Source organism: Streptomyces typhae (genome assembly GCF_009755605.1).
GTDB lineage: Bacteria > Actinomycetota > Actinomycetes > Streptomycetales > Streptomycetaceae > Streptomyces > Streptomyces typhae.
Genome location: NZ_WPNZ01000002.1, coordinates 499,695 through 526,237 on the forward strand (window position 1 = coordinate 499,695; position 26,543 = coordinate 526,237).

Below are 26,543 nucleotides of genomic sequence, written 5' to 3' on the forward strand. Positions count from 1 at the left end.
GGCGTCAGGGTACCGCAGGGCTCCGGAGCCGGGCGACGCGCTTTGTCCGGGCTTCGACCCGGCCGGGCGGCAGCGGCAGGACGTCCCACCTCGCCTCACCCGCGCCACAGCCTTGGCCAAGGGTTACCCCGCGTACCGCCACTATCGGGGCAACACCAAGATCGAGTCGCGCTTTGATAACAACGCAATAACTCAAACCACGTACCCGTCGGTATGGCGCGACCTAGCATGCGGCGATCGGACCATTTCGGAGTCGCCCCATGAACCCTCTGAACCCGCGTCGCGAGACGCCCCAGCGTTCAGCTCCCCCCGCCTCCCCCACGCGCTCCTCCCGGACCTCCGCCCCCTTCCCGCCCGTCGGCCCCTCGGCACCCGCCGCGTCCTCACCCGCCCTTCCCACCTACCGGCGGCCGGGCAGAGCGGTCCGCTCCCTGGCCACCGTCGCCGCGCTGCTGCTGATACCCCTGGCCGTGTTCGCCGGTGGCGACGGCTTCCGGGCCGCCCTCGACTTCACCACCGGCGTCCTGTCCCTGGTGGCCCTGACCGCGTCCGTGATGTGGGGCCTGGTCGCCTCCGACCGGCTCTTCCTGCGCTCGCGTCAGCGACTGCTCGCCCAGGCCGTGCACCGGGGCACGGCGATCGCGGCAGTGGGCTTCCTGCTCCTGCACGGCACCGTGAAGCTCGCGCTCGACCACGTGTCCTTCGTGGGTGCCCTGGTGCCCTTCGGCCTCGGTGTGACGGGGGGCGACGGACTCATCGGCCTCGGCTCGCTCGCCGGCCTGCTCATGATCACCACCAGTGTCACCGGCGCCCTGCGCAGCGCCTTCGTCTCCCCCGTCCAGGTCGCGTCCCGGTGGCGGGCCCTGCACATGCTGGCCTACCCGGCCTGGTGCGCCGCCCTGATCCACGGCCTGTACGCGGGCCGCGCCCCGAAGCCCTGGGTGGTCGCCCTGTACTGCCTGTGCCTGCTCGCGGTGGCCGGGGCGGTGGCGCTGCGCGCGGCCCCGCTCCCGGTCAAGCGCAAGGTCGCCGCCCAGGTCTTCGCCCTCCTCGAACCGGACGAGCGGCCCGCGCCGTCCGGGTCCCGGCGCCGCGAAAGCTCCGCTCCCGCGTGGGACACCGCTTCCACGCCGCTGCCCGGCACCGCATCGGGCCGCTTCGCCGCCGCGCCGCCCGACCAGCACCCCGTCTCCGGCATGGCCGCCGCCTACCGCGCGCTGGCCACACCCTCCGGCCACGACACGGACCTGCCCCCGGACCTCCAGCCCACCGAGGCGCTGCCCACCGTGACACCCCGGTGGCCCACCCCCTCTCCCCCACCTCCTGCGGAGGCCCCCACGGCCTCCCTCCCGCACCTCTCCGTAGACAGCGGATACGCCTCTGTAGAGAACGGATACGTCTCCGTAGACAGCAGGTATGCCCCCGTAGACAGCAGGTACGACTTCCCGGACAGCAGGTACGCCGCGTCGGCGGGCCGGTACGGCTCCGTGGACGTCGGTGACGACACCCTGGCTGGCCGGTACGGCCACCAGGACACCCGACACGACTACTACGGAGACAGGGGTTCCAGCCCCGCAGCCGATCCGTACGCGACCGGGCCGCAGCCCCTTCACCAGCCGCCCGCACCCGGACCTCCCCCGCCGCCGTCCGCGCCCCCGCCGGCGCAAGGCGGCCCCGGCACGCAGCAGCTACTCGGCCCGTTCCAGGCACCCAGTACCGGCGAACCCTGGAACGCCCCCACCGGAGGCAGCAAGTGAACACGTCCCTGCCGGACGTCCCCGAAGTCCGCGTCGTCGGGCTTCCGCTCCTGACCTCGGGCTTCGACCTGGTCGAACGGCTCGACCTCGCCATGCACCTCAAGGTGCACGGCCCGCTGGAACCGATCGCGGGCGAGCGGCTCGCCACCCTCGCCGAAGAGATCGCGCTGCGCGGCCGCGGCGGTGCGGGCTTCCCGTTCGCCAAGAAGTTGCGGGCCGTCGCGGAAGCCGCGATCCGGCGGGGGGTGCGCCCCGTGGTGGTCGTCAACGGCAGCGAGGACGAACCCGCCTGCCGCAAGGACACCGTCCTGATCAACCGCGCCCCGCACCTCGTCCTCGACGGCGCCCTCCTCGCCGCGGAGGCGCTGGGCGCCCGCACGCTCGTCGTCGGGGTCACACGCGACTCCACGGAGGCGTCGACGCGGGCGGCGCTGGCCGAGCGCGGCCTCGGCGACCGGCGCGGTTCGAGTCTCCGCGCGCGCGTGCAGCGCAATCCCGTGCGCATGGTCACCGGCGAGTCGTCGGCCCTCGTACGGTCCGCGGACGGCGGTCCGCCGCTGCCCCCGGGACGCAAGGTGCGCACGTCGGAGTCGGGCGTCGGCGGAGCGCCGACGCTCCTGTCGAACGCCGAGACCTTCGCGCAGCTCGCCGTCGCCGCCCGGATCGGCCCGGACCGCTACCGCCGCACCGGCCTGCGCGACGAGCCAGGCACCGTGCTCCTCACCCTCTCCGGCGCGGTCGCGCGGCCCATGGTCCTGGAGGTCCCGACCGGAGTGCCCCTGCGGTACGTTCTGCAGCTCGCCGGCGCGCCGTCGCTGCCGCAGGGCGTCCTGACGGGCGGCTATCACGGCAGGTGGCTGGACGCGGTCGCCTCCCACGACGCGGTCGTCTCAGGGGCCTCCCTGGAGGCCCGTGGGGGTGCTCTCGGGGCGGGCGCGGTCCTGCCCATCGGCCCGGACACCTGTCCGCTGGGCGAGTCCCTGCGGGTGGCGCACTGGCTCGCGGCCGAGAGCGCGGGCCAGTGCGGCCCCTGCTATCTGGGGCTGCCCGCCGCCGCCCGCGGCCTCGCGGACGTCCTGGACGGCGGCGGGCCCACCGCCCTGGAGGCGCTGCGCGAGGTGACGAGGGCGGTGAAGCGGCGGGGTGCGTGCAAGCACCCGGACGGCTCGGCGGCGTTCCTGGAGTCCTCGATCGCGGCCTTCACCGACGATCTCGCCGCGCACGTCCTCGGCGGCGGCTGCGGGCGGCCCGTGGAGGGCGTCCTGCCGCTGCACGAGGAGAGCCCGCAGGGCGGGGCGTCCAGCGGCCGCAAGCTCGCCGTCGACTGGACGCTGTGCCAGGGCCACGGCTTGTGCGCGGACATCGTCCCCGAGCTGATCCAGCTCGGCCCGGACGGCTTCCCCGCGGTCGCGGAGGCGGCGGTGCCGCGCTACGCGGAGGCCCGCGCCCAGCGTGCCGTCCGCCGCTGCCCGGCCCTCGCCCTGCGCGTCGAGGAGGACCGCACCGGCGCCCCCGGACCGGCCCCGTCCACGGCTCCGGCGATGCTGCCGCGGGGCCGCATCCGCAGGGCGCTCGGCAGCGGACGGCAGTGACGGCGTTCCGGGACTGCGACTCGGGTCACACCTTCGGGTGCCGTGTGGCCCGAGTCACCGTTCTCGGGACGACCACGTCAGAGGCGTCCGAGGCGGGCGGACCGCGAGGGACTCAAAGAACACGCTGAACACGACGAACACGCTGAACGTGGGGAACACGGAGAACGCCGAGAACACGGAGAACGCTGAGACACGGAGAACGCTGAGAACACGAAAAAGCGGGCCACCCGGATCGGGTGGCCCACTCATCTGCTGTGGAGCTAAGGAGAATTGAACTCCTGACCTCCTGCATGCCATGCAGGCGCTCTACCAACTGAGCTATAGCCCCTTGTTGCTGCTCCGCCCGGTTTCCCCGGCGGCTCCGCCAACATTACACGGTCACCCCCGCAGTCCACCAAATCGTTTCCCGGGCGTACGCACGGGACCATTACCGTCCGCCCTCGTGACCGTGATCGCGACCACCGTCGTCCGCCGCCAGGTGCCTCTCGCCGCCCTGGGCTGCCTGCTCTCCTTCGTCCTCTTCTGGGCCGCGCAGCGCGCGGCCGACGTCTCGATGCTCGACCTGCTCGTCTACCGCACGGAGGGCCTGGCCGTGCGGTCGGGTGTCGACCTGTACGCGCTGCGGGCCACCGAGGCCGACCTGCCCGTGACGTACCCACCGTTCTCGGCGCTGCTGTTCACACCGCTGACCCTGCTGGAACCGGCGGACCTGCGTCCGCTGGCCACGCTCGGCAACCTGCTGCTCCTCGTCGTCTTCGTACGGCTGTCCCTGCTCCTGGTCGGCGAGCGGCGCCACGCGCGCGTGGCGACCGCGTTGTGGGCGTCAGCGCTCGCCGTGTGGGCGGAGCCGGTGTGGACGACCCTGCGCTACGGGCAGATCAATCTGCTGCTCGCCGTCCTGGTGATGTGGGACCTGACCCGGCGCCCCGGCCACCGGTGGGCGGGGGCGGGCATCGGGCTCGCCGCGGCGATCAAGCTCACGCCCGCCTTGTTCGCCGTCTTCCTGCTGCTCGTCGGTGTCGCCGTCGCGGCACGGCGGGGCGTGTGGCGGCCTGCCGTACGGCACGCGTGCGTGGCCGCCGCCACGTTCCTGGGGGCGACGCTCTGCGCGGCCGTGGTGCTGCCCGCCGACTCACGGACCTTCTGGACCCGGGTGATCTTCTCCACGGACCGGGCCGGGCGCCCGGAGAACACCGCCAACCAGTCCGTGCGCGGGGTGCTCGCCCGGCTGCTGCACACCCCGGACCCGGGCGTCCTCTGGGCGGTGTGCGCGGGGCTCGTCTGCGCGGTGGGGCTGGCCGTGGCGGTGGCCGCGGCGGCACGGGGCGAGCGGGCCTGGGGCGCGGCCGCCTGCGCGGCGACCGCGCTGCTCGTCAGTCCGGTGTCGTGGTCGCACCACTGGGTGTGGTGCGTGCCGATGGTGCTGCTGCTGTGGTCGCGGGCGACGCGGTGGGGCGGCACGGGCCGCTGGGCGGCGGCGGGCGGGCTTGCCCTGGTGTTCTGTTCGTACGCCCTGTGGTGGGTGCCGCACACTCCTGGACGGCCGGAACTCGACCAGAACTTTGGCCAGATGACGCTGTCCGCGATCTATCCGCTGGCCGCTGCGGCGTTCCTCGCCGTCACCGCGCGCACGGTGGTGAGGCGTGCGCGCGGGGACCACGGTTCGCCCTCCACGCCGCCGTCCGCGGAGCCCCGCCGGGCTCCTCGGGCGGGGGCGGACGTTCAGGCGGTGGCGAAGGAGTAGAACCGTTTGAGGGTGCAGTGTTCGTCCAGGAGGCGGCCGTAGATCGGCTCGCCCTCCAGTTCGCGGTACGTCTCGATGGGGTCGCCCTTTATGATCAGCGCCCGTGCGCACTCCTCGCACCAGTACTGATAGTCCGGGTTGACCGGTTCCATGTCGCGGACGATCGGCGTACCGCTGCCGCACCAGTCGCATTTACGCCTGTGTGCACCCATCGATCAGCTCCAGCTGTGGCCGCAGGCCGTGCACACGTAACTGACTCCGCCGTTGTCTCCGAGGACTTGGGCCACATGGGCCGAACCGCAGGAAGGGCAGTGGAGGAGCGTGGCGTCCCCGATCCGTATGTCCGCCGCTCCGAAGAGGCTTCGGGCCTCTTCGAGGATGCTCGCAGGCATCGCGCTCTCCCTCCCGTCGGGTCACCGTCGGCGCTTTGGTGCTGTCCCCTTCCGGCCCCGTCGATTCTGCCACGACCACGGCGAGCCGGTCAGCGACGCATACGTACCAGTCCGGACACGGCACCCAGGGCGGCCGCCCCGGCGAGCGCGTAGAAGCACACCAGGAGCGCGTCCGCCGATGTATACGCCCCAGGAGCCCCCTGCGACTCAATGCCACCGAGGTAAATCGCGCCGAAAGCGGCGACACCGGTGAGTTGTCCGAGCTGGGTGACGGTGGCGAGAAGTCCACTGGCGTCCGCCGCGTCCTGCTGCCCCACCGTCGCCAACGCGCGCGTGAGGGTGGGGCTGAAGCCCAGCGAGAGCCCCACGCCGCCGACGGCGAAGGCCGCGTACAGCAGCGGGCCGCCGTCGTCGCCGTCCCGCAGCAGCAACCCCACCGCGAGGGCCGACACCCCCGCCAGTGCGAACCCGGCGGGGATCAGCGCCCGTTGCAGCGCGGCGGGCCAGGTGCGCCAGGTCAGGCCGACCGCTCCGAAGACCATCGCCATCGGCGCGAACGTCAGCCCTGCGCGCAGCGCGCTGAAGCCGAGCCCGCCCTGGATGTGCAGCGACAGCACGAAGAGGAAACCGGAGTTGACCGCCATCACCGTGGCGAGCCGGAACACCGCGAGGCCCATGCCGGGCACTCGCAGGACGCGCGGCGAGATCAGCGGCGCACCGCCGCGCCGGGCGAGCCGCCCCTCGTATCCGCAGAACACCGCGAAGACCACGGCGGCGGCGCCGAACGAGATCCACGTCCACAGCGGCCAGCCCTCCTGCTCGCCGAGCACCAGCGGCACCGTGAGCGCCGACACGGCGGCACCGAGCAGCACGAGCCCCGGCAGGTCCAGGCCGCGCGCACGCCCCTGCGCACCGCTGTCGTCGCGGGGCAGCACGCGTGCGGCGAGGACGAGGAGCACCGCGCCGACCGGCACGTTCACCAGGAAGACCGGCCGCCAGCCGGTGCCGAACAGATCGGCGCTGACGAGGACGCCGCCGACGACCTGCCCCGCGGCGGCACCGGTCGCGAGCACCGCCGAGTACGCGCCGAGCGCCTTCATCCGCGCCTCACCGGTGAAGTTCCGCTGGATGAGGCTGAGCACCTGCGGGATCATGACGGCGGAGCCCGCGCCCTGGAGGAGCCGGAAGGCGATCAGCTGCCCGGTGCTCTGGCTCAGCCCGCAGGCCAGCGAGGCGGCGGTGAACACGGCGAGGCCGGCCAGGTAGACGCGGCGGTGGCCGAGCCGCTCGCCGAGACGGGCACCGGTGATCAGCAGCACGGCGTACGTGATGGTGTAGCCGGCGATGACGAGTTGCAGCCCGGCGCCGGACGCGTGCAGGTCGACGCGGATGGAGGGCGCGGCGACATTGACGATGAACACGTCGAGCAGGGCCATGAACTGAGCGGTGAGGACGACGGCGAGCAGGCGCCCGGGGCCGTTGTCAGTGCCAGGGGCTTTACTGGACGCAGGAGTTGGGGCGGGGGCCGCCGGGGCTGGGGTCGATGTGGTCATGCCCCTGAGCGTGGCCTCACTCCGATACGGGGAGTGAGAGCCCGCTGATGCTGGTACTGGCAGCACCTGGCAACGGCTGGGGCAGGGGCCGAGGATGGGGGACGTGACGACGATGGACATGCGGGGGATCACCGAACCGACGGCACCGGCACCGGCACCGGCACCGATTTCAGGAATGGCCCAGGCACAGGCCCAGGCACCGGCTCAGGCGTCGCCACACGGATCAGCACCGGGCCCCACCCGCCGCCGCACCGAGCTGGCCGCCTTCCTGCGCAGCCGGCGCGCCCGCGTCACCCCCGCCGACGTGGGCATGCCGCCCGGCCCCCGCCGCCGCACCCCGGGCCTGCGCCGCGAGGAGGTCGCCCAGCTCTCCGGCGTCGGCGTCACGTGGTACACGTGGTTGGAGCAGGGCCGCCCCATCAACGCCTCCGCCCAGGTCCTGGACGCCGTCGCGCGCACGCTGCGGCTGGACAAGGCGGAGTGCGAGCATCTGTACCAGCTGGCGCAGGTGCCGTACGTCGCGCGGCACCAGGCGGCCGCGACGGTGGTGGGCCAGGAGATCCAGGGCATCCTCGACGCCCTGGACCCGCACCCGGCGGTGGTCTACAACTCGCGGTACGACATCCTCGCCACCAACGTCGCCTACACCCACCTCTTCTTCGTCCCGGAGGTGGCGGCGATAGGCGTGGCGAACGTGCTGTGGACGCTGTTCGTCGTGCCCGAGCCGGACTGCCCGCTGGTCTTCCGGGACTCGGAGCTGCCGGTGATGGTGGCGACTTTGCGCGGGGCGTACGGCAGACACGTGGGCGAGCCCGCCTGGGAGGACTTCGTACGGGAACTGTCCGCGGCGAGCCCGATGTTCGCGCGGCTGTGGGCGAGCGGTGACGTGGTGCCGCCGGGCCCGCGGGTCAAGACGTTCCGGCACAAGGCGGTCGGCGAGCTGCGGATGACGTCGGTGTCGCTGTCCATCAACGGCATGCCGGAGTGCCGCATCGTGGCGTACACACCGGACGACGAGGACACGCGGACACGAATGGAGCGGCTGCGGCAGTCGGCGGCGGCGTGCGCAGTGAACTGGGAGAAGGCCATGCGATACGAGAAAGACGCGCCACGTGAGACGTGAGGCGCGGGAAAGGGAGGGAACAAAAAGTCCCGCCCCCTGGAAGGGGACGGGACCGGGATTGTGGAGCTAAGGAGAATTGAACTCCTGACCTCCTGCATGCCATGCAGGCGCTCTACCAACTGAGCTATAGCCCCTCGTCCCACGCGGCGGAGCCGCACGGTGTTTCGTCCCGCTCGGCGGGGCGAACAAGAAGAACTTTAGCCTGCGACCTGCCCGAATGCGAAATCGCCTCCGGGAGGGCGGCGGGAGGGGGCGACGACGGGCCCGGTCGCCCGCTAGTCGTCGTCGCCGAGCACCGGCTCCGGCAGCGTGCCGGCGTTGTGCTCGAGCAGGCGCCAGCCGCGTGCGCCCTGGCCGAGGACGGACCAGCAGCAGTTGGAGAGCCCGCCGAGGCCCTCCCAGTGGTGCGGCTCCAGGCCGAGGAGGCGGCCGATGGTCGTGCGGATCGTGCCGCCGTGGCTGGCCACGACGAGGGTGCCGTTGTCGGGCAGCTTCTCGGCGTGCGCGAGGACGACGGGAGCGGCCCGGTCGGCGACCTCGGTCTCCAGCTCACCGCCGCCGCGGCGCACCGGCTCGCCGCGCTTCCAGGCGGCGTACTGCTCGCCGTGCGTGGCGATGATCTCGTCGTGGGTGAGGCCCTGCCAGGCCCCGGCGTACGTCTCGCGCAGGCCCTCGTCGTGGGTGACGTCCAGGCCCGTGATCGCGGCCAGCTCGGCGGCCGTGGCGGCGGCCCGCTTCAGGTCGGACGCGACGATCGCGTCCGGCTTCAGCGAGGCGAGCAGCCGGGCGGCGCGCCGGGCCTGGGCGACGCCCGTGTCGGTCAGCTCGATGTCCGTGGTGCCCTGGAAGCGCCGCTCCAGGTTCCAGGCGGTCTGGCCGTGGCGCCACAGGATGATGCGGCAGCCGCGGTTGTTCACCGCAGCTCACCGCCGAGATCGCGCAGTACTCCGGCCTCCTCGGCCGCCTGCTGACGCTCGGCGTACTCGGCGCCCTTGCCACGGGTGGCCTTGGCGTCCTCCGGCAGGGCGATCTCGGGGCAGTCCTTCCACAGGCGCTCGAGGGCGTAGAACACCCGCTCCTCGCTGTGCTGGACGTGCACCACGATGTCGACGTAGTCGAGCAGGACCCAGCGGGCCTCGCGGTCGCCCTCGCGGCGCACCGGCTTGGCGCCGAGCTCCTTGTTCAGGCGTTCCTCGATCTCGTCGACGATCGACTTGACCTGGCGGTCGTTGGGTGCGGAGGCGAGCAGGAAGGCGTCCGTGATCGACAGCACGTCGCTGACGTCGTACGCGATGATGTCGTGCGCGAGCTTGTCGGCGGCCGCCTGGGCGGCGACGGTGATGAGCTCGGTGGAGCGGTCCGTGGCGGTCACTAGAGAGCTTTCCTTCGATGGGCAATACCCCTCAAGGGTCTCACGGACCGCCCACGGCTCCCCAGAAGATTGTTTCGCGGTCCTTCCGGGACCCTCCCGAAGCCCCGGCAGGACCCCGGAAGGACCCCGGCAGGGTCTCGGAAGGACCCCGGCAGGGTCTCGGAAGGACCCGGAAGGACCCGGAAGGACCTGAAGGATTTAGTAGTCCCCGCCGAGCACCACCGACACATCCGCGTTCGGTGCCGCCTTGCCCTTGCTGACCGCGCTCGCGGGCAGGCCGAGGGTCTTGGCGACCTCCTCCGCCTCCGCCTTCTTGGCCGCGTCGGCGTAGGTGACCTGCGACGTCGCCGACGAACCCGAGCCGGTGCCGGAGTCGACGAAGGTGTAGCCGCCGTTGACCAGGGCGATCCGGGCCTTCTGGGTGGCGTCCTTGTCGCCGGTGGCGTTCTTCACACCGACCCGTACGGCCGCGCCCTGCTCCGGACTCTTCGCCGTGCCGCCGAGGACGTCCTTGACCATGCTCGCGCCGGTCTTCTCGGACAGCGTCCCGTCCTGCTGCACGGGCATCAGCGCGGTGGCGTAGTCACCGCCCTTGGCGCGGTCGGCGAGCTTGGCGAGGAAGGTGCCGAGGTCCTTCTCCTTCAGGGACGGGTCGAGGATCTGCGCGAGCGACTGCACGGTGACGGTCGCGGCCTGCGGGTCGGACGACAGCTTGCGCAGGATGCCCTGCATGACCTGCCCGAACCGGGTGAGCTGCGCGTTCTCCGCCTCGGCGGGCGCGCGGTAGGTGGCGTACGCGACGGCCATCGGTCCGCTGAGGGTCTGCTGCTCGCCCTTCTTGACGAGCGGCGCCTCGCCCTTCTTCTTCGCCTTCGGGTCGGGGACGTCGGCGTTCGTGTCGATGTCGATGTTGCCGACGAGTTCGACGAGGTTGTTGAGGTAGGGGGTGTCCAGACGCCAGGTGCCCTCGACATGGGTGCCGAGCGCGGTGTCGATCGCCTCGCGGGTCCCGGTCGAGCCGTCGTCCTCGACGGACTTGGCGAGCGTGGTGCCGCTGCCGTCGTCGCCCGTCATGGCGAGGGAGTTGGGCAGCAGGACGGTGGTGCCGCGCTTGGTGGTGGTGTTGTTCACCAGAAGCGCCGTGGACGTGCCGCCGCCCTTGGTGTTGTGCAGGTGCACGACGACCACGTCACGCTTCTGCGGGCCGGTGGCGGCGGCGCCGCCGGACTTCTCCTCCGACTGGCCAGGCAGGTCGCCCGCCGCCCACAGATAGCCGACGCCGCCGACGACCGCGAGCACGAGCACCACCACGAGCGCGACGACGCGGGAACGGCCGCGCCGCTTGGCCTCCTCGCGCCGCTCGGTGCGGCTCTCGGTGAACTTCAGCCAGTCGATGACGTCTTCGGACTCCTCGTCCGGTTCCTCTATGAACGAGAACTGCTCGGTCCGGTACTCGGGGGGTTCCTGGGACTCGTGGGCCTGAGGGGGCTGTTGGGGCTCATGTGGCGCCTGCGGCTCGTGATGCTGCTGCTTCGGCTCGTGATGCTGCGGCGCGTGCTCCTGCGCGTGATGCTGCGGTGCGTGCTGCTGCGGCGCGTGCTGCTGCTGCTGCGGAATCCAGCCGCCCTGCTCCTCCGCCGCATGCGACTGGGGCGGCACCACACCCGAGGCGTAAGGGTCAGGCCCATGTCCCTGGGCCTGCTGTGACTGGTGCTGCTGGTGCTGCTGGTGCTGCTGGTGCTGCTGCGCGGCATACGTGTTGTCGTACCTGCCGTACGAGTCGTACGAGTCATACGAGTCGTACGAAGGCTGCGCCTGCGGAGGAACCTGGTGCTGCCGCACCAGCTGGTACACCGGCTGCCCGTACTCGTCGTACCCGACGACCTCGTACTGGTCCGCCGCGTCGCCCGCGTACGGGGCCGCGTCACCCGCGTACTGACCCGCATACGGGTCCTGGCCCGCATAAGGGTCGTACTGTCGGTCGTTCACCGGTGCCCCTCTCGGCTCACTCGCCGCGGTACAGCTCGCGCTTGTCGATATAACGCACCACGCCGTCCGGCACCAGATACCAGACGGGATCCCCGCCCGCGACCCGCGCGCGGCAGTCCGTGGACGAGATGGCGAGGGCGGGCACCTCCACCAGCGAGACCCCGCCCTCGGGCAGGCCGGGGTCGGCCAGCGTGTGGCCGGGCCGGGTGACGCCGATGAAGTGGGCCAGCGAGAACAGCTCTTCGGTGTCCCGCCAGGTGAGGATCTGGCCGAGCGCGTCGGCGCCCGTGATGAAGAAGAGGTCCGTCTCGGGGTTGAGGCGGCGCAGATCGCGCAGAGTGTCCGTGGTGTAGGTGGGGCCGCCGCGGTCGATGTCGATGCGGCTGACCGAGAACTGCGGGTTCTCGGCGGTCGCGATGACCGTCATCAGATAGCGGTCCTCGGCCGGCGAGACCTTCTTGTCGCTCTTCTGCCACGGCTGCCCGGTCGGCACGAACACGACCTCGTCGAGGTGGAACTGGGCGGCGACCTCACTGGCCGCCACCAGGTGTCCGTGGTGGATCGGGTCGAACGTTCCGCCCATGACGCCGAGGCGGCGCTTGGCGGCGCTCGCCGGTCCCGCGCCCGGGCCGCCCTGAGGGCCGGTCGGCATGTCCTGCTCTCCCATGCGTGCAGACACTACCGGCCCGGCGAGCGGGTCCTGCCGTCAGCCGTCCGGGCCCGCGGCCGGGCCGTCAGCCGTCCCTGCCCGCGGCCGACCGGCAGGCCGGGCCCCGGGGCTCAGCGGTCGCGGTTGAAGCGGGTGGTGATCCACAGCAGCAGGAGCAGCGCGAGCAGGGCGCCGCCACCGGTGACGTAGGGGCTGAGGCTTTCGTGGCCGCCGCCGTGCTCGCCGCCCTCGGAGGCGAGGGAGACCAGCTGGGCGGCGGCGTTGCTGTGGAGGCTCATCGTCAGCAGGACCTATCCGGTGTGTGGGATCGGGATAAAGACTCGGGGCCATCGTATGCGGGCACCCGGGCGGCGATCACGCCGACTCCACCGTTGCGGTACGGGACGCGGGCCCGCGCCGGCGCCCGTTCCGCCCGCGATCAGCTCTCGCGGCTGTCCGACGACCCGCCACTCGGCGTACGGCTGTCCGACAACCCGCCACTCGGCGTACGGTCCGCCACGCCGTCCGGGGAACCGTCCGCACCCGCCGGCGCGTCCTTACGCTCGTTCCCCTGCCGGTACCCGCGCAACAGCAGCCAGGCCACCAGGACGCAGCCCACCACCATCACGATCAGCACGACGCGTAGCAGGTTGCCCGGACCCTGCTTGCCCGCGGCGTGGGCGGCGAGGGTGAGGGCTTCGGCTGCGGAGATGTGCTCCATGGCGGATGACTCCTTCTGTGTGCTGCCTCGCCACGGTATCTCCGCCTAGGCTGGGGTTCGTCTCGGGGGCACAGATCGGACACGACATGGGGGATGCGGCATGACCGACGGCAACCACAACGGCGCGGGGCACGGGCAGGAGAACGTGCCCGGCAGGCAGCGCAGGCGCTTCCCCGGCATCTCGTCCCGGGCGTACGAGCACCCCGCGGACCGCTCGGCCCTGGTGGCCCTGCGCAAACTCACCGGCTTCGACACGGTCTTCAAGGCCCTCAGCGGGCTGCTGCCCGAGCGCAGCCTGCGGCTGCTGTTCCTCTCGGACTCGGTACGCGTATCCGACGCCCAGTTCGCCCACCTGAACACCATGCTCCGGGACGCCTGCTACATCCTGGACCTGGAGAAGGTCCCGGCGATGTACGTCCAGCAGGACCCGAAGCCCAACGCCATGTGCATCGGTCTCGACGAGCCGATCATCGTCGTCACGACCGGCCTGGTGGAGCTCCTCGACGAGGAGGAGATGCGGGCGGTCGTCGGCCACGAGGTGGGCCACGCCCTCTCGGGCCACTCCGTGTACCGCACGATCCTGCTGTTCCTGACGAACCTCGCCCTGAAGGTGGCGTGGATCCCGCTCGGCAATGTCGCGATCATGGCGATCGTGACCGCGCTGCGCGAGTGGTTCCGCAAGTCCGAGCTGTCCGCGGACCGCGCGGGCCTGCTGGTGGGCCAGGACCTGCAGGCGTCCATGCGCGGCCTGATGAAGATCGCCGGTGGCAACCACCTGCACGAGATGAACGTGGACGCGTTCCTGGAGCAGGCCGAGGAGTACGAGGCGGGCGGCGACCTGCGCGACTCCGTCCTGAAGATCCTGAACGTGCTGCCGCGCTCGCACCCCTTCACCACCGTGCGCGCCGCCGAGCTGAAGAAGTGGGCCGCGACCCGCGACTACCAGCGCATCATGGACGGTCACTACCCGCGCCGCGACGAGGATTCGGACACCTCGGTCACCGACTCCTTCCGGCAGTCCGCGTCGTCGTACGCGGAGGACGTGCGCACCAGCAAGGACCCGCTGATGAAGCTGGTCTCGGACATCGCGGGCGGCGCGGGCGACCTGGGCGGCAAGCTGCGCGGGAAGTTCACCGGGCAGCCGGGCAACGGCGGTGGCGCACCCGGAGGACCGGGAGGGCCGGGAGGACCGGGCGACACCCCTTCGGACCGCCCCACCGACGGCAACGAGTAGAACGACTCAGGCGGGGAGCAGTCGGCCAAGGCGCCTCAGGCACCGGCCGAGGCCTCACAGCCTCGGCTGCGCCGCCCCCGCCAGCGTCCCGCACAGCGCCGTCGCGCTCCCCGTCGCGTACGGGTCGGTGCCCGCGGGGCCGCCTGCCTTCGCCCGCTCGTCCGCGAACAGCGGGCGGAGGACCCGCGTCGTGTCGGCGGCGCAGGCGAGGGGACCCGCCTGGATGTAGGAGACGAGCAGTTCGGCCTGGTGCATGCGCAGGTCGTCGCGGTCGAAGCGGAAGTGCAGCTCGCGCCGGACGGTGAACAGCGAGGCCCGCGCGCGCTGGTCGGTGGCGGCGGGACGCAGCGCGTAGACGAAGGTGTGGTCGGAGGAGACCTCCAGGGTCTCCTTGTCGGTCTCGGCGGCCCGCAGGGTGCCCTGCACGCGCACCCCCGGGTCGGCGAGCGCCGTCCTCGCCGGGTCGAACCGCACCATCCAGCCGGTGGGGGCGTGCCGCCCGTCGGCCGCGGGGTGGGCGAGGCTCTCGTCGAACTGGTCGAGCTGGCCCGGGTCGAGCAGGACGCGGGGCGAGCGCACGGCGCGGCCCATGAGGACGTCCGGGTCGAGCGAGGACTCGACCAGGTAGTCCTTGGCCGTGGTGAGGGCGGAGACGACCTGGTCCTCGGAGAAGTGGGCGGTGCGCCGCGTCGCGGGCAGATTGATGCCGCCGGCGCCGAGGCGGAACTGCGCGGCCGGGCTCCTGGCGAACAGGTCGGCCACCTTCGCCGAGCCGGGCACCCGGCCCTGGGGCGCGAGCGGGATCACGGTCATCCGCAGCGGGTCGGGGCGCTTGGCCGCCGGGCTGCCGTAGGGGTGCCGTACCCCCATGTAGATCGCGGTGCCGAAGGCGACGGCGATGAGGACGACGAGGACGACGACCTGGCGGGAGAGGCGGCGGTGCGGGCTCGGCCTGCGGCGCACGGCACGCGCGTGATCACTCATGCGTTCACGCGCGGAGAACTCCTGCAGTCGCGCAGCGCGCACGAACGACTCGTCGAAGACGACGGATCGGTACTCGTCCTCGCCCCCGGGACCTTCGGGAGCGCCCTCGGGTGTCCCCGAAGGTGGTTCTCCTGGCCCGCCCATACCTTCAGAGTAGGTCTCGTGGCGTCGAGGTAAACGCCCTGGTACGCGACAACTTCTGACAACTCCTCGCGACTGCGGCGCAGTTGGGCGCGCGGGTGCGTCGAGGGCGCGGAAGGGCGCGGGCCGGGCACGCGGGCGGTGCGGTCGGGCGCGGGCCGGGGCTTTCGCGGTCAGGGCCTGCGGGGCTCCGCGGGCACCGGGGACTGGCCGAAGTCGGCCGAGGCGGAGGGGGTTCCGGCGTCGGCGGGGCCCGCGTTCTGCTCGATCTCGGTGGTGGCGGGCGGGGGTATCCGGTCCTGGCGGCCTGATGCCGCGCCGCGGTACACCGCGGCGAAGGCGAAGGCGACCATGCCTATGCCCAGGAGGAGGGCGAGCATCCAGGCGACCGGGCGGTGCCAGCGGACCTTGGGGTTGCGGCGGCCGTACCGCCGGTATCTGCCGTAGCGTCCGTGGCCGCCTTCCAGGAAGTCCCGGTCGTCGGCGTCGTCGGCGTACTCCGCGTAATCGGCGTAGTCGGGTCCGAACTCGCCGTTGTCGTCGGGGCCGTACCCGTCGTGGTACGGGTAGTCGTCGTAGTCGTCGTCCGGGCTGCCCGTGCCGCGGCGGCGGGTACGGCCGCGGCGGGCCTCGGCCTCCGACGCCTCGGCGCGTGCCTGGGCGGCGGCGAGCAGCCGCTCCACCGCGGTGGGCTCATGGATCTCGGCGGCGCGCACGAAATCCTCGTCGAAGACCACGGAGGCGAACTCTTCGTCCGCATCCCCGTGATCGCGGTCGTCGTCGGGCTCCCAGCCGTCGGGAAACGGCATGCCCCCCACGTCCTCCGGCACGCATCCAGCGTAGACCTGAAGTGGGCAATTTGGGCAGACAGAACGGGAATTCAGGGGTGGTGACCCTCGTCGCCCCACCACCCCGTGACGTTCGCGCGACGCGTTGCGCGCCGCGCACCACCGTCATCGGCCGCGCACCACCGTCATCGGCCGCGCACCACCGTCATCGCACGTGGCCGTCGCCCGTCACGATGTACTTCGTCGACGTGAGCTCCGGCAGTCCCATCGGTCCCCGCGCGTGCAGCTTCTGCGTGGAGATGCCGATCTCGGCGCCGAAGCCGAACTGGCCGCCGTCGGTGAACCGCGTGGAGGCGTTCACCGCGACCGTCGTGGAGTCCACGAGCTGGGTGAAGCGGCGCGCGGCCTGCTGCGAGGTGGTGACGATGGCCTCGGTGTGGCCGGAGGTCCACAGCCGGATGTGCTCGACGGCCTGCTCCAGGGAGTCGACGACGGCGGCCGCGATGTCGTACGAGAGGTACTCGGTCTCCCAGTCCTCGGCGGTCGCGGGCACCACGGTGGCCTTGGACGCGTCGGCGTAGGTCTGGACGCGCTCGTCGGCGTGCACGGTGACACCGGCTTCGGCGAGCGCGTCGAGGGCCCGCGGCAGGAAGGCGTCGGCGATGTCCTGGTGGACGAGCAGGGTCTCCGCGGCGTTGCACACGCTGACGCGCTGCGCCTTGGAGTTGACGAGGATCTCGACGGCCGTGTCGAGGTCGGCGTGGGCGTCCACGTACACGTGGCAGTTGCCGGTGCCGGTCTCGATGACGGGGACGGTGGACTCCTCGACGACGGTGCGGATCAGCGAGGCGCCGCCGCGCGGGATGAGAACGTCGACGAGTCCGCGGGCGCGCATCAGCTCGCGTACGGAGTCCCGGCTCTCGCCCGGCACCAGCTGGATGGCGTCGGCGGGCAGGCCCGCGCCGTGCACGGCGTCGCGCAGCACCCGCACGAGAGCGGTGTTGGACTCGTACGCGGACGAGGAGCCGCGCAGGAGGACCGCGTTGCCGGACTTCAGGCAGAGGGCGGCCGCGTCGACCGTCACGTTGGGGCGGGCCTCGTAGATGATGCCGACGACGCCGAGGGGGACGCGGACCTGGCGCAGGTCGATGCCGTTGGGCAGCGTGCCGCCGCGCACGACCTCGCCGACGGGGTCGGGCAGGGTGACGACGTCGCGCACGTCGGAGGCGATGGCGCGCACCCGCTCGGGGGTCAGGGTGAGGCGGTCGACGACGGCCTCGCTGGTGCCGGCCTCGCGGGCGCGCGCGACGTCCTTGGCGTTGGCCGCGACGATCTCCGCCGTGCGCACTTCGAGGGCGTCGGCGACGGCGAGCAGCGCGTCGTCCTTCTCGGCGCGCGGCAGTGGCGCGAGGGTGGCCGCGGCGGCGCGTGAGCGGTAGGCGGCCTGGGCGACCGGGGACATGTTGTCGTACGGCGAGAGCGGCGAGGGCGCGGTCATGAGGGCAGCGTAACGTCGTGCGGGCGGGTGCCCGGCGGGTGTTCCGCAGTGCGAGACATCACACGGGATACCGCCCCGCGCCCCCGTGGAAGCCGTGAGGAACCGTGAGAAGCCATGAGACTGGCCGGTATTGACCGGCCTCGGAAAGACACGGGTAACCCCGGGGGGTCCTCGTGCGTCCGGGCGGGGCCGGAGTCGACCGGCGCTAGAACGGGTGCACGCCGACCGGTGTCGCGGGAAGGGGTCCGTACCCCTCGGCGATCCGGTGGTGATACGTGTCGCGGTCGATCACTTCGAGGCCGACGATCTCCCACGGCGGCAGCTGGGCGCTCTGCCGGTGCTCGCCCCACAGGCGCAGCGCAACGGCGGCGGCGTCGTGCAGGTCGCGGGCCTCTTCCCAGTAGCGGATCTCCGCGTGGTCCTGGGCGTATCTGCTGGTGAGCAGAAAGGGGTGGTCGTGGGCGAGCTGTTCGAGGCCGCGCCGTACCTCCTGCAGCGGTGTCCTGGCACCGGACACGCTCAGCGTGACGTGCCACAGGCGGGGCGCGTCGGACGGCTCGCCCTCGCGTGGCTGCTCGTGGGTCAGGTGGTCGGGGCCCGCTGCCGTGTCGCCGGTGTACGCCGCCCCCGCGGCGACGCTGGTCAGCGCACGCTCAGCCGGTCCGCGGGACGCCGCCCCCGGGCGCACTCGTCTCACGACGGCCTCCTTCAACCAGTGGTGGTGCGGACATACGACGGTCGTTATGCAACGGTCATGCGGAACTGCCTCGCAACAAAGTTGAGCAGGACAAGAGGTCCCGCGGGGCGGTTTTGCGGAGTTTCACCTTGGGCGTGCCCGCCGTGACACGGCGTTCGCGCCTGTTTTCGGCCTGTTTTCCGCTGGTGTGCGCGAGGCCGCCGGGGATAGTGGTGCACCTCTCGCCGGGGCGGATGGTGCACTGCCCGCCGGGTAGGCGGTGCACCGCCGTCAGTGGGTCAGGAGTGCAGCAGGACGAGGTCGTCCCGGTGCACCACTTCGCGCTCGTAGGCGGGGCCGAGCTCGCGGGCCAGCTCTCTCGTGGAACGGCCGAACAGGCGCGGCAGTTCCTTGGCGTCGAAGTTCACCAGGCCGCGCGCCACGGCCCGCCCCGCGGAGTCCCGCAGCTCCACCGGATCGCCCGCGATGAACTCGCCCTCCACGGCGGCGATGCCCGCGGGCAGCAGCGACTTGCGGCCCTCGACGACGGCCCGTACCGCCCCGTCGTCGAGCGTGAGGGCCCCGCGCGGCGCGGAGGCGTGCTGCAGCCACAGCAGCCGGTCCGCCGAGCGGCGTCCGGTGGGGCGGAAGTAGGTGCCGGTGTCACGGCCGGCGAGCGCGTCGGCGGCCTGGCTCGCGGAGGTGAGGACCACGGGGATGCCGGCGGCCGCGGCGATCCGGGCCGCCTCCACCTTGGTGACCATGCCGCCGGTGCCGACGCCCGCCTTGCCCGCGCTGCCGATCCTGACGTGCGCGATGTCTGCGGGGCCGCCGACCTCGGCGATTCTCGCGGTGCCGGGGGCGGCGGGGTCGCCGTCGTAGAGGCCGTCCACGTCCGAGAGCAGCACGAGCAGGTCGGCGCGGACGAGGTGGGCGACGAGCGCGGCCAGGCGGTCGTTGTCGCCGAAGCGGATCTCGTCGGTGGCGACGGTGTCGTTCTCGTTGACGACGGGCAGGGCGCCCATGGCGAGGAGCTTGTCGAGGGTGCGCGAGGCGTTGCGGTGGTGGGCGCGGCGGCTGGTGTCGTCGGTGGTGAGCAGCACCTGGCCGACGCGGACGCCGTAGCGCGCGAAGGACGCGGTGTAGCGGGCGACGAGCAGGCCCTGGCCGACGCTGGCGGCGGCCTGCTGGCGGGCCAGGTCCTTGGGGCGGCGGCGCAGGCCGAGCGGGGCGAGCCCGGCGGCGATGGCACCGGAGGAGACGAGCACGATCTCGCGCTCTCCCCCGTTGCCGGGCCTGCCTTGCGAGCCGCTCCCGGACTGGCCGCGGACACCGTCTCCGGACTGGCCGCGGACACCGCTCCCGGACTGGCCGCGGACGCCGCCCCCGGACTGGCCGCGGACACCGCTCCCGGACTGGCCGTGCGTGCCGCTCCTGCTCTTGGCGAGGACGTCCACGAGGGCGTCCACGCGGTCCGCGTCCAGGCCGCCCGTCGCGGTGGTCAGGGACGACGATCCGACCTTGACGACGACCCGGTGCGCCCCGGCGACGTCCGCCCGGATTCCGCCGTCCGCCCGCTCTGCTGCCGCTGCCCCTGTCACGTGCTTCCCCAATGATCCCCGTGGCTGTGGACCAGCAATGTACGTGAGCGGGGGACGGCCGCGCCCGCGCGTTTCGCTGGGCGGACGGGCTCCGGAGCCCCGCGGATACATGACCTTTGCCCCTTTATTCGGTGATTGGTGTCACGGAAGATTGCTACGGAGGCACCGAGCGTCATACGGTCAGGGGTCTCCCACTCGTCTGAAGCTCGCCCCGAGCCCCGAGCCCTTCCGGCTCCCCCTCTGCCCCCTTCCGACCGCCCCCCGCCAGGAGCCCAAGCCCGTGCCCTCCGCCGGACTCGCCCCCCGCCGCGTCGTACAGCTCATCGCGCTGCTGACGATGCTCGCACTCTTCGCGGCGCAGCTCGTGACCGCGCTCGTGCCGTACGTCCCGGTGTTCGTCGCCGCGTCGGCCGCCAACCTCGCGCTCGACATCTATCTGCAGTACAAGCAGCCGGGTCTGCTGTCCCTCCTGGGCAAGATCCGCTTCGATGTCACCGTCCGGCAGCTCCTGCGCGACATGCTGGTCCTGGTCGGGCTGCTGCGCATCGACGGCATCGAGCCGCTCGCCGAGCAGTCGCCGCTGACCGTCGCGCTGCTCGCCTTCTACGCGCTGCACTTCGGCTGCCAGGCCGTCGCCGTCATGGTGCGGCGCGCCCGTACGCTGCCGATCGTCACGCGCAACATCGACGCCTCCGCGCTGCGCCTGAGCGCCGCCCCGCCGCGCATCCTGGCCCGCCAGCAGGCCCGCAGGCTGCTCACCTTCTCCGTGCCCGCGACGGCGGGCCTGCTCCTGACGGCCGCCACCACCGACGCCTACTGGGGCGGCATCGGCCTCGGCGTCTCCCTCGTCCTGATGGGCGGCGGCGCGGCGTACCTGGCGACCTGGATGCTGCCGAAGAAGCGGGCGAAGGCCGACCAGGCCGTCATGGACTGGCTGGACGAGTGGCTGTCCGCGTACAAGCCGACCGTCGCGATGTACTTCTCCGGCGGTACGACGTCCGCCTACCAGGCGAACATGTGGCTCTCCACGCTCTCCCAGCTCGACGGCAAGCCGCTGATCGTGCTCCGTGAGCGCTTCATGGTGCAGAAGATCGACTCCACGGACGTGCCGATCATCTGCTTCCCGAAGGTCGCCACGATGTTCTCCCTGGAGACATCGACGCTGAAGATGATGCTGCACCCGGCGAACGCCGCGAAGACCTCGCAGGTCCTGCGCATCCCCTCGCTCAAGCACGCGTTCATCAACCACGGCGAGAGCGACAAGCTGTCCTCCTGCAACCCGTACGCGAAGGCGTACGACGAGGTGTGGGTGGCCGGTCCCGCGGCCCGCGAGCGCTACCAGCTCGCCGACATCGGCGTCGAGGACAAGGACGTGGTCGAGGTCGGCCGCCCCCAGCTCTCCCCGATCCGGCCGTACGCGGGCGCGCCCACGGGTGCGTTCACGACCGTTCTGTACGCCCCGACCTGGGAGGGCTGGGACGGCAACCCCGGCAACACCTCGGTCGTCCTCGCCGGTGAGAACATCGTCCGGCACCTGCTCGCCGACCCCGGTGTGCGCCTGATCTACAAGCCGCACCCGATGACCGGCTCCCAGATCCCCGCCGCGGGCGCCGCCAACGAGCGCATCAAGGCCATGATCCGCGAGGCCAACGCGCGCCGCTCCGGCGCCCGCCCCGGCCCCGAGGCCGCCGCCGAGCTGACCCGCCGTACCGACGCCCTGAACCTCCTCACCGCGAAGTCCTTCCGCAGGAGCGCGGACGAGATGGAGCGGATGATGCTCCAGGGCACGCCCGACGGCGACAGCAGGACCGCGATCGCCGAGGCGACCGCTGCCTGGGAGGCGGCGTACTGGGCCGCGCTGCCCGAGTGGGAGCACCAGATCGTCACCGAGGCCCGGCCGGCGATCTTCTCCTGCTTCAACCAGGCCGACCTGCTGATCAGCGATGTGTCCTCGGTCGTGTCGGACTGGCTGAGCAGCGAGAAGCCGTACGCCGTGGCCAACACCTCGGGACTTTCCGAGCCGGACTTCCGCGCGGGCTTCCCGACGGTGCGCGCCGCGACGATCCTCGCGCCCGAGGCGGACGGGGTGCCCGCCCTCCTCCAGGCCGTGCGGTCCCCGGAGAAGGACGTGTACGCGGAGTCCCGCGCCGAGCTGAAGGAGCACCTCCTCGGCCCGTCCGACCCGCCCTCCATCGTCCGCTTCAACGGGGCGGCCCTGGATCTGTGCGCCAAGTCCGACGCCCGCCGCGCCCGCGCCGAGGCCCGGGTGGAGGCGGAGATCCCCGCGCAGCGGGACGAGTCCACGGAGACGGTGGACGCGGCGGAGGCCGCGATGGACGCGGACCCGACGGAGGAGCTGGAGTCGGCGTAGCCGGGCCGGGGGCCTCGGCCGGGGCGGCAACCGCGACCCCGCCGCTCCGCGCCGGGGCTCTCCCACCCGCCCACCCGTGACTGTCGGACCCGCTGCACCGTACGAACAGCGAAGGCCCCGGAACGGAACACGTTCCGGGGCCTTCGGCGACCCGGCGGTGAGCGGCGGGGGCGGACGGTTGCCGCCCCAGCCGCTTCCGGCCCTCCGGCCCTGAGCAGCCTTAGAAGGGCTTGAAGTCGTCGTACGCCTGGTCGGCCTCGTCGCGCTCCGCGTCGCGGTCACGGCGGCGCTGGGCCGCGGGACGGGGCGCCTCGAACCGGTGGTCCTCGCCGCGGCGCCCGAGCATCTCGGCGCCCGCGGACATGGTGGGCTCCCAGTCGAAGACGACGGCGTCGTCCTCGGCGCCGATGGCGACGCCGTCGCCGGCGCGGGCACCGGCCTTCATCAGCTCGTCCTCGACGCCGAGGCGGTTGAGGCGGTCCGCGAGGTAGCCGACGGCCTCGTCGTTGTTGAAGTCGGTCTGGCGGACCCAGCGCTCCGGCTTCTCGCCGCGCACGCGGTACACGGCCTCGCCGCCGTCCTCCTCGCGGGTGACCGTGAAGCCCGTGTCGTCGACGGCCTTCGGCCGGATGACGATGCGCGTGGCCTCCTCCTGGGGCTTCGCGGACCGCGACTCGGCGACGAGTTCGGCGAGGGCGAAGGACAGCTCCTTGAGGCCCATGTGGGCGACAGCGGACACCTCGAAGACGCGGTAGCCGCGCTCCTCCAGGTCGGGCCTGACCAGGTCGGCGAGGTCCTGGCCGTCGGGGATGTCGACCTTGTTGAGGACGACGAGCCGCGGCCGGTTCTCCAGGCCCGCGCCGTACTCGCGCAGCTCCGCCTCGATCACGTCGAGGTCGGAGACGGGGTCGCGGTCGGACTCCAGGGTCGCGGTGTCCAGGACGTGCACGAGGACGGAGCAGCGCTCGACGTGGCGCAGGAACTCCAGGCCGAGGCCGCGGCCCTGGCTGGCGCCGGGGATGAGGCCGGGCACGTCCGCGATGGTGTAGACGGTGGCACCGGCCGTGACGACGCCCAGGTTGGGCACGAGCGTCGTGAAGGGGTAGTCGGCGATCTTCGGCTTGGCCGCGCTGAGCACGGAGATCAGCGAGGACTTGCCCGCGCTCGGGTAGCCGACGAGCGCGACGTCCGCGACGGTCTTGAGCTCCAGGACGACATCGCCGCCGTCACCGGGCTCGCCGAGCAGCGCGAAGCCGGGCGCCTTGCGGCGGGCGGAGGCGAGCGCGGCGTTGCCGAGGCCCCCGCGGCCGCCCTGCGCGGCGACGTACGACGTGCCGTGCCCGACGAGGTCCGCGAGGACGTTGCCCTGCTTGTCCAGGACGACCGTGCCGTCCGGCACCGGCAGGACCAGGTCCTGGCCGTCCTTGCCGGAGCGGTTGCCGCCCTCGCCGGGCTTGCCGTTGGTGGCCTTGCGGTGCGGGCTGTGGTGATAGTCCAGGAGGGTGGTCACGGACTGGTCCACGACCAGGGTGACGTCGCCGCCACGCCCGCCGTTGCCGCCGTCCGGGCCGCCGAGGGGCTTGAACTTCTCACGGTGGACGGAGGCACAGCCGTGGCCTCCGTTACCCGCGGCGACGTGCAGCTCGACGCGGTCCACGAAGGTGGTCATGGTTCGGTGCCTCCAGTGCGAGTGGCGCGGCGTGCACGCCGTATACGTACGTACGAAATGTCTTCACTGCAACACGCGAAAGGCGGACCCGCTTCCCGGAATCCGGGAAGTGAGGTCCGCCCTCGCGAAGAAAACCGCGAAAACCGCTCTACGAGCCGTGAGCCCTGAGCCCTGAAGTCCTGGGAAGGACGGGGATCAGGCGACCGGAACGATGTTCACGACCTTGCGGCCACGGTGGGTGCCGAACTCCACCGCACCGGCGTCCAGCGCGAACAGGGTGTCGTCCTTGCCGCGGCCGACGCCCGTGCCCGGGTGGAAGTGGGTGCCGCGCTGGCGGACCAGGATCTCACCGGCGTTGACGGTCTGACCGCCGAAGCGCTTCACGCCGAGCCGTTGAGCATTGGAATCGCGCCCGTTCCGAGTGGACGATGCGCCCTTCTTGTGTGCCATCTTGTCTCAGTCCCTTACTTCGCAGCCGTGGGGATGCCGGTGACCTTGATCGCCGTGTACTGCTGGCGGTGACCCTGGCGGCGGCGGTAGCCGGTCTTGTTCTTGTAGCGAAGGATGTCGATCTTCGCGCCCTTGTGGTGGTCGACGACCTCGGCCGTGACCTTGATGCCGGCAAGGACCCACGGGTCGCTGGTCACGGCTTCGCCGTCGACAACGAGCAGGGTCGAGAGCTCGACCGTGTCGCCAACCTTGGCGGTGGAAATCTTGTCAACCTCGACGATGTCGCCGACAGCAACCTTGTGCTGGCGACCACCGCTGCGCACGATGGCGTACACGCGGATCTCTCTTTCGCTCGGAACGGGACCCCCGCAGTCCAGCCGCCCCGCGCCGAGGGCACGGACGGCCTCTCCCGAAGACCGGAACCGGAATCCGGGAGGAATGAGGTTTACAGGGGTTGGGCGTGCATAGGAACACGCCGACGGTCAAGGTTACGGGCCCCACCCGGACGGGTCAAACCGAGGCCGATGAGCGCCCCCGAAGGGGCGCGGGGAACTGCGCGACCAGACACGAACAACCCGCAGCCACCCCACAGGCAGCACAGCGCTCAGCACGCAGTGCTCAGTGCTCAGTGCACAACGCTCAGCGCCTCGGCTTCTCGCCGTCCGGCGGCAGCGGCTTCACACCCTGGCACAGGTCCGTCCTGTCGCTGCCGCCCGGCCAGGCGGCCGCCCGCACCCGTTCGAAGTGCCTGCGATAGGTCTCGTGCACCGAGTCGTCGTCGATCTTCACGATCACCTCGTCGTTCTCGCGCAGCGCGGGCCCCGTGTAGTTCTGCGAGCCGGTGAAGGCGACCTTGTTCCGCCTGCCGTCGTACACGCCGTCGATGAGGACGTACTTGCTGTGGATGATGTACGGCGTCGTGAGCTTCCGGCCGGACGCGAGCGGGTCCCGGTCGTCGTGGTAGCAGCGCAGGGACGGGCCGCCGGGCTTGTGCAGCGCCTCCCAGGTGCCGGGGGTGCCGCCCTGGCTCCTGGCGCTGTCCGTCTCGGCGTACACCAGGTCGACGGCGCACCCGGCCTTCTTCAGGGACACCAGCTTGTCCGCGATCTGCTTGCGCGTGATCTTGAAGATGGAGGCGCGGACCCTGGTCCGCCGCTCGACGCCGTTCGCGTCCTTGTAGGTGCACGAGACGTTGTCCAGGACCGCGTACATGGTGTCGGTCTCGTTGACCGTGCCCTCGCGCGGGAAGAAGTACGCCTTGTAGAGCCCGCTGCCGGCCGTGCGGTAGTCCCAGGACCGCCAGTCCCTGCGCACCATGTCGTCGAAGTACCGGGCGAAAGCGCCGTACATCGCCGGGTTGTCCGGCAGCAGCAGCGCGTCGTTGAAGAACTTCGTGTGCGCGGACGGCGTGGAGTTCGACGTGGTCTGCACGACGACGTCCCGGGCGCCCTCGACCTCGGTGAACAGCCAGAACTTGTTGTGCATGATCGACTTGCCGTGGCGCGGATCGCCGAGACAGGACTTGCCCGTGGGGCACAGCGAGACGAAGGACTTCCCTCCCCGGTCGGTGCCGAGCGCCGAGGCGAGCCTCTGGTACGCGGGGTTGTCCGGTCGGTCCGTGCGGCTCGTCGAGTCCAGCAGGATCTGTACGTGGACTCCGCGCGCGCGGGCGTTGAGGAGCGCGTCGACGACCGGGGTCTCCCACACGTGGTAGACGGCGGCCTTGATGGTGGAGCCGGGCACGGCGGCGTCGGTGAGCCGGACCAGACGGGTGCGGATCGCGTGCTGGGCCTCGTCCGTGCCCAGCGGGTCGTTGAACACCGGGCCCTCCGTCCAGGACGGTGCCGACTCCGTGGGGGTGCTGCCCGGGGCGGCGCTCGCCAGGCCCGTGCCGCCCGCGGCGTGCAGGCTCGCCGCCGCGGAGAGGACCGTGGCCAGTGCCGCGGCCTGCCGTCCTCGTGTGCCCGGCTTTGGGGCACGGTGGCGGCCCGTGCCTCTGAGGCGCAGCTGCGCCATGGTCCGTTCCCCTCCCGCATGAGTTTCACCGGCAGGGCAGTACACCTGGGCCCTGGGTTCCCAGTGACGGACGTCATCCGTGTGGACGTGAGGGGTTGGCGGCACTTGGTGGTGCATTGGCGGTACGTGTCCGTGCCGGGGCGGCATTTGTTCGTGTACGGGGTTGAGGTTGGCGGTGTCTCGGGGGGCGCCCCGGTCCCGTGCGGGCGGAATCCGCCACCGT

The 26,543-nt window shown here is 71.9% G+C and carries 23 protein-coding genes and 2 tRNA genes; 6 read left to right on the forward strand and 19 right to left on the reverse strand.

What is annotated here, in order from left to right; genetic code table 11:
• Positions 1–260 precede the first annotated feature (260 nt).
• Both GPA10_RS06385 and GPA10_RS06390 read left to right on the forward strand, forming a co-directional pair.
• A complete protein-coding gene (locus GPA10_RS06385) occupies positions 261–1,757 on the forward strand; it encodes a cytochrome b/b6 domain-containing protein (RefSeq protein WP_246258798.1) in 1,497 nt (498 codons plus the stop codon).
• Complete coding sequence (locus tag GPA10_RS06390) at positions 1,754–3,349, forward strand: ferredoxin (protein ID WP_343040411.1); 1,596 nt, start codon at positions 1,754–1,756, stop codon at positions 3,347–3,349. The genes GPA10_RS06385 and GPA10_RS06390 overlap by 4 nt, the downstream gene beginning before the upstream one ends.
• Before the next feature lie 255 nt (positions 3,350–3,604).
• On the opposite strand, the gene GPA10_RS06395 is transcribed toward GPA10_RS06390, so the two are convergent.
• Positions 3,605–3,677, reverse strand: a tRNA-Ala gene (locus tag GPA10_RS06395).
• Between the two features lie 114 nt (positions 3,678–3,791).
• Between GPA10_RS06395 and GPA10_RS06400 the strand changes: the two genes are divergently transcribed.
• Positions 3,792–5,093 carry a glycosyltransferase 87 family protein gene (locus GPA10_RS06400; protein WP_343040412.1) on the forward strand — a complete coding sequence of 434 codons (1,302 nt, stop codon included), beginning with the start codon at positions 3,792–3,794 and terminating at the stop codon, positions 5,091–5,093.
• Here the strand turns inward: GPA10_RS06400 and GPA10_RS06405 are convergent.
• Positions 5,072–5,305, reverse strand: coding sequence for a hypothetical protein (locus tag GPA10_RS06405; protein ID WP_016643127.1), 234 nt, complete (start codon positions 5,303–5,305; stop codon positions 5,072–5,074). The two genes, GPA10_RS06400 and GPA10_RS06405, sit on opposite strands and share 22 nt — an antisense overlap.
• A 269-nt stretch (positions 5,306–5,574) precedes the next feature.
• Positions 5,575–7,038, reverse strand: coding sequence for an MFS transporter (locus GPA10_RS06410; protein ID WP_198351517.1), 1,464 nt, complete (start codon positions 7,036–7,038; stop codon positions 5,575–5,577).
• 94 nt (positions 7,039–7,132) lie between these two features.
• Between GPA10_RS06410 and GPA10_RS06415 the strand changes: the two genes are divergently transcribed.
• A complete protein-coding gene (locus GPA10_RS06415; RefSeq protein ID WP_157164568.1) occupies positions 7,133–8,161 on the forward strand; it encodes a helix-turn-helix transcriptional regulator in 1,029 nt (342 codons plus the stop codon).
• 61 nt (positions 8,162–8,222) lie between these two features.
• Here GPA10_RS06415 and GPA10_RS06420 read toward each other — a convergent pair.
• The 7 genes from GPA10_RS06420 to GPA10_RS06445 form a co-directional block, all read right to left on the reverse strand.
• Positions 8,223–8,295 (reverse strand) — tRNA-Ala (locus GPA10_RS06420).
• A gap of 141 nt (positions 8,296–8,436) precedes the next feature.
• The gene (locus GPA10_RS06425; protein WP_343040413.1) at positions 8,437–9,078 is read right to left on the reverse strand and encodes a histidine phosphatase family protein; all 642 of its coding nucleotides are present in this window, start codon (positions 9,076–9,078) and stop codon (positions 8,437–8,439) included.
• Positions 9,075–9,533, reverse strand: coding sequence for a ribosome silencing factor (rsfS, locus tag GPA10_RS06430; RefSeq protein WP_058845698.1), 459 nt, complete (start codon positions 9,531–9,533; stop codon positions 9,075–9,077). The genes GPA10_RS06425 and rsfS overlap by 4 nt, the downstream gene beginning before the upstream one ends.
• Positions 9,534–9,731: 198 nt before the next feature.
• Positions 9,732–11,522, reverse strand: coding sequence for an LCP family protein (locus tag GPA10_RS06435; protein WP_343040414.1), 1,791 nt, complete (start codon positions 11,520–11,522; stop codon positions 9,732–9,734).
• Between the two features lie 16 nt (positions 11,523–11,538).
• Entirely contained in the window at positions 11,539–12,189 is a 651-nt protein-coding gene (gene nadD, locus GPA10_RS06440) for a nicotinate-nucleotide adenylyltransferase (RefSeq protein ID WP_058845700.1), read from the reverse strand.
• Positions 12,190–12,302: 113 nt separating this feature from the next.
• Positions 12,303–12,470: a hypothetical protein gene (locus tag GPA10_RS41625; RefSeq protein ID WP_198351518.1), complete on the reverse strand. Its 168-nt coding sequence runs from the start codon at positions 12,468–12,470 to the stop codon at positions 12,303–12,305.
• 140 nt (positions 12,471–12,610) lie between these two features.
• Positions 12,611–12,892: a hypothetical protein gene (locus GPA10_RS06445; RefSeq protein ID WP_157164569.1), complete on the reverse strand. Its 282-nt coding sequence runs from the start codon at positions 12,890–12,892 to the stop codon at positions 12,611–12,613.
• Between the two features lie 100 nt (positions 12,893–12,992).
• Here GPA10_RS06445 and GPA10_RS06450 point away from each other — a divergent pair, with 100 nt between their 5' ends.
• Positions 12,993–14,126, forward strand: a complete 1,134-nt coding sequence (locus GPA10_RS06450) for a M48 family metallopeptidase (protein WP_246258800.1) — start codon at positions 12,993–12,995, stop codon at positions 14,124–14,126.
• A 54-nt stretch (positions 14,127–14,180) separates the two neighbouring features.
• Here GPA10_RS06450 and GPA10_RS06455 read toward each other — a convergent pair whose 3' ends face one another.
• From GPA10_RS06455 to proB, 5 genes are all read right to left on the reverse strand, one after another.
• A complete protein-coding gene (locus tag GPA10_RS06455; RefSeq protein ID WP_157164570.1) occupies positions 14,181–15,254 on the reverse strand; it encodes an SCO2583 family membrane protein in 1,074 nt (357 codons plus the stop codon).
• A gap of 170 nt (positions 15,255–15,424) precedes the next feature.
• Positions 15,425–16,081: an SCO2584 family spore wall biosynthesis protein gene (locus tag GPA10_RS06460; protein WP_058845704.1), complete on the reverse strand. Its 657-nt coding sequence runs from the start codon at positions 16,079–16,081 to the stop codon at positions 15,425–15,427.
• Between the two features lie 163 nt (positions 16,082–16,244).
• Positions 16,245–17,537, reverse strand: a complete 1,293-nt coding sequence (locus tag GPA10_RS06465; protein ID WP_058845705.1) for a glutamate-5-semialdehyde dehydrogenase — start codon at positions 17,535–17,537, stop codon at positions 16,245–16,247.
• Positions 17,538–17,742: 205 nt separating this feature from the next.
• Positions 17,743–18,234, reverse strand: a complete 492-nt coding sequence (locus GPA10_RS06470; protein ID WP_343040416.1) for a hypothetical protein — start codon at positions 18,232–18,234, stop codon at positions 17,743–17,745.
• A 278-nt stretch (positions 18,235–18,512) separates the two neighbouring features.
• Positions 18,513–19,814 carry a glutamate 5-kinase gene (gene proB, locus GPA10_RS06475; RefSeq protein WP_343040417.1) on the reverse strand — a complete coding sequence of 434 codons (1,302 nt, stop codon included), beginning with the start codon at positions 19,812–19,814 and terminating at the stop codon, positions 18,513–18,515.
• A gap of 280 nt (positions 19,815–20,094) precedes the next feature.
• On the opposite strand from proB, the gene GPA10_RS06480 reads away from it, so the two are divergent.
• Positions 20,095–22,185: a hypothetical protein gene (locus GPA10_RS06480; protein WP_343040418.1), complete on the forward strand. Its 2,091-nt coding sequence runs from the start codon at positions 20,095–20,097 to the stop codon at positions 22,183–22,185.
• Between the two features lie 220 nt (positions 22,186–22,405).
• On the opposite strand, the gene obgE is transcribed toward GPA10_RS06480, so the two are convergent.
• From obgE to GPA10_RS06500, 4 genes are all read right to left on the reverse strand, one after another.
• Entirely contained in the window at positions 22,406–23,854 is a 1,449-nt protein-coding gene (obgE, locus tag GPA10_RS06485) for a GTPase ObgE (RefSeq protein ID WP_157164572.1), read from the reverse strand.
• Positions 23,855–24,049: 195 nt separating this feature from the next.
• Positions 24,050–24,304: a 50S ribosomal protein L27 gene (rpmA, locus tag GPA10_RS06490; RefSeq protein WP_030362615.1), complete on the reverse strand. Its 255-nt coding sequence runs from the start codon at positions 24,302–24,304 to the stop codon at positions 24,050–24,052.
• 14 nt (positions 24,305–24,318) lie between these two features.
• Complete coding sequence (rplU, locus tag GPA10_RS06495; RefSeq protein WP_016643790.1) at positions 24,319–24,639, reverse strand: 50S ribosomal protein L21; 321 nt, start codon at positions 24,637–24,639, stop codon at positions 24,319–24,321.
• Between the two features lie 304 nt (positions 24,640–24,943).
• Complete coding sequence (locus tag GPA10_RS06500; RefSeq protein ID WP_157164573.1) at positions 24,944–26,320, reverse strand: phospholipase D-like domain-containing protein; 1,377 nt, start codon at positions 26,318–26,320, stop codon at positions 24,944–24,946.
• Between the last annotated feature and the right edge of the window lie 223 nt (positions 26,321–26,543).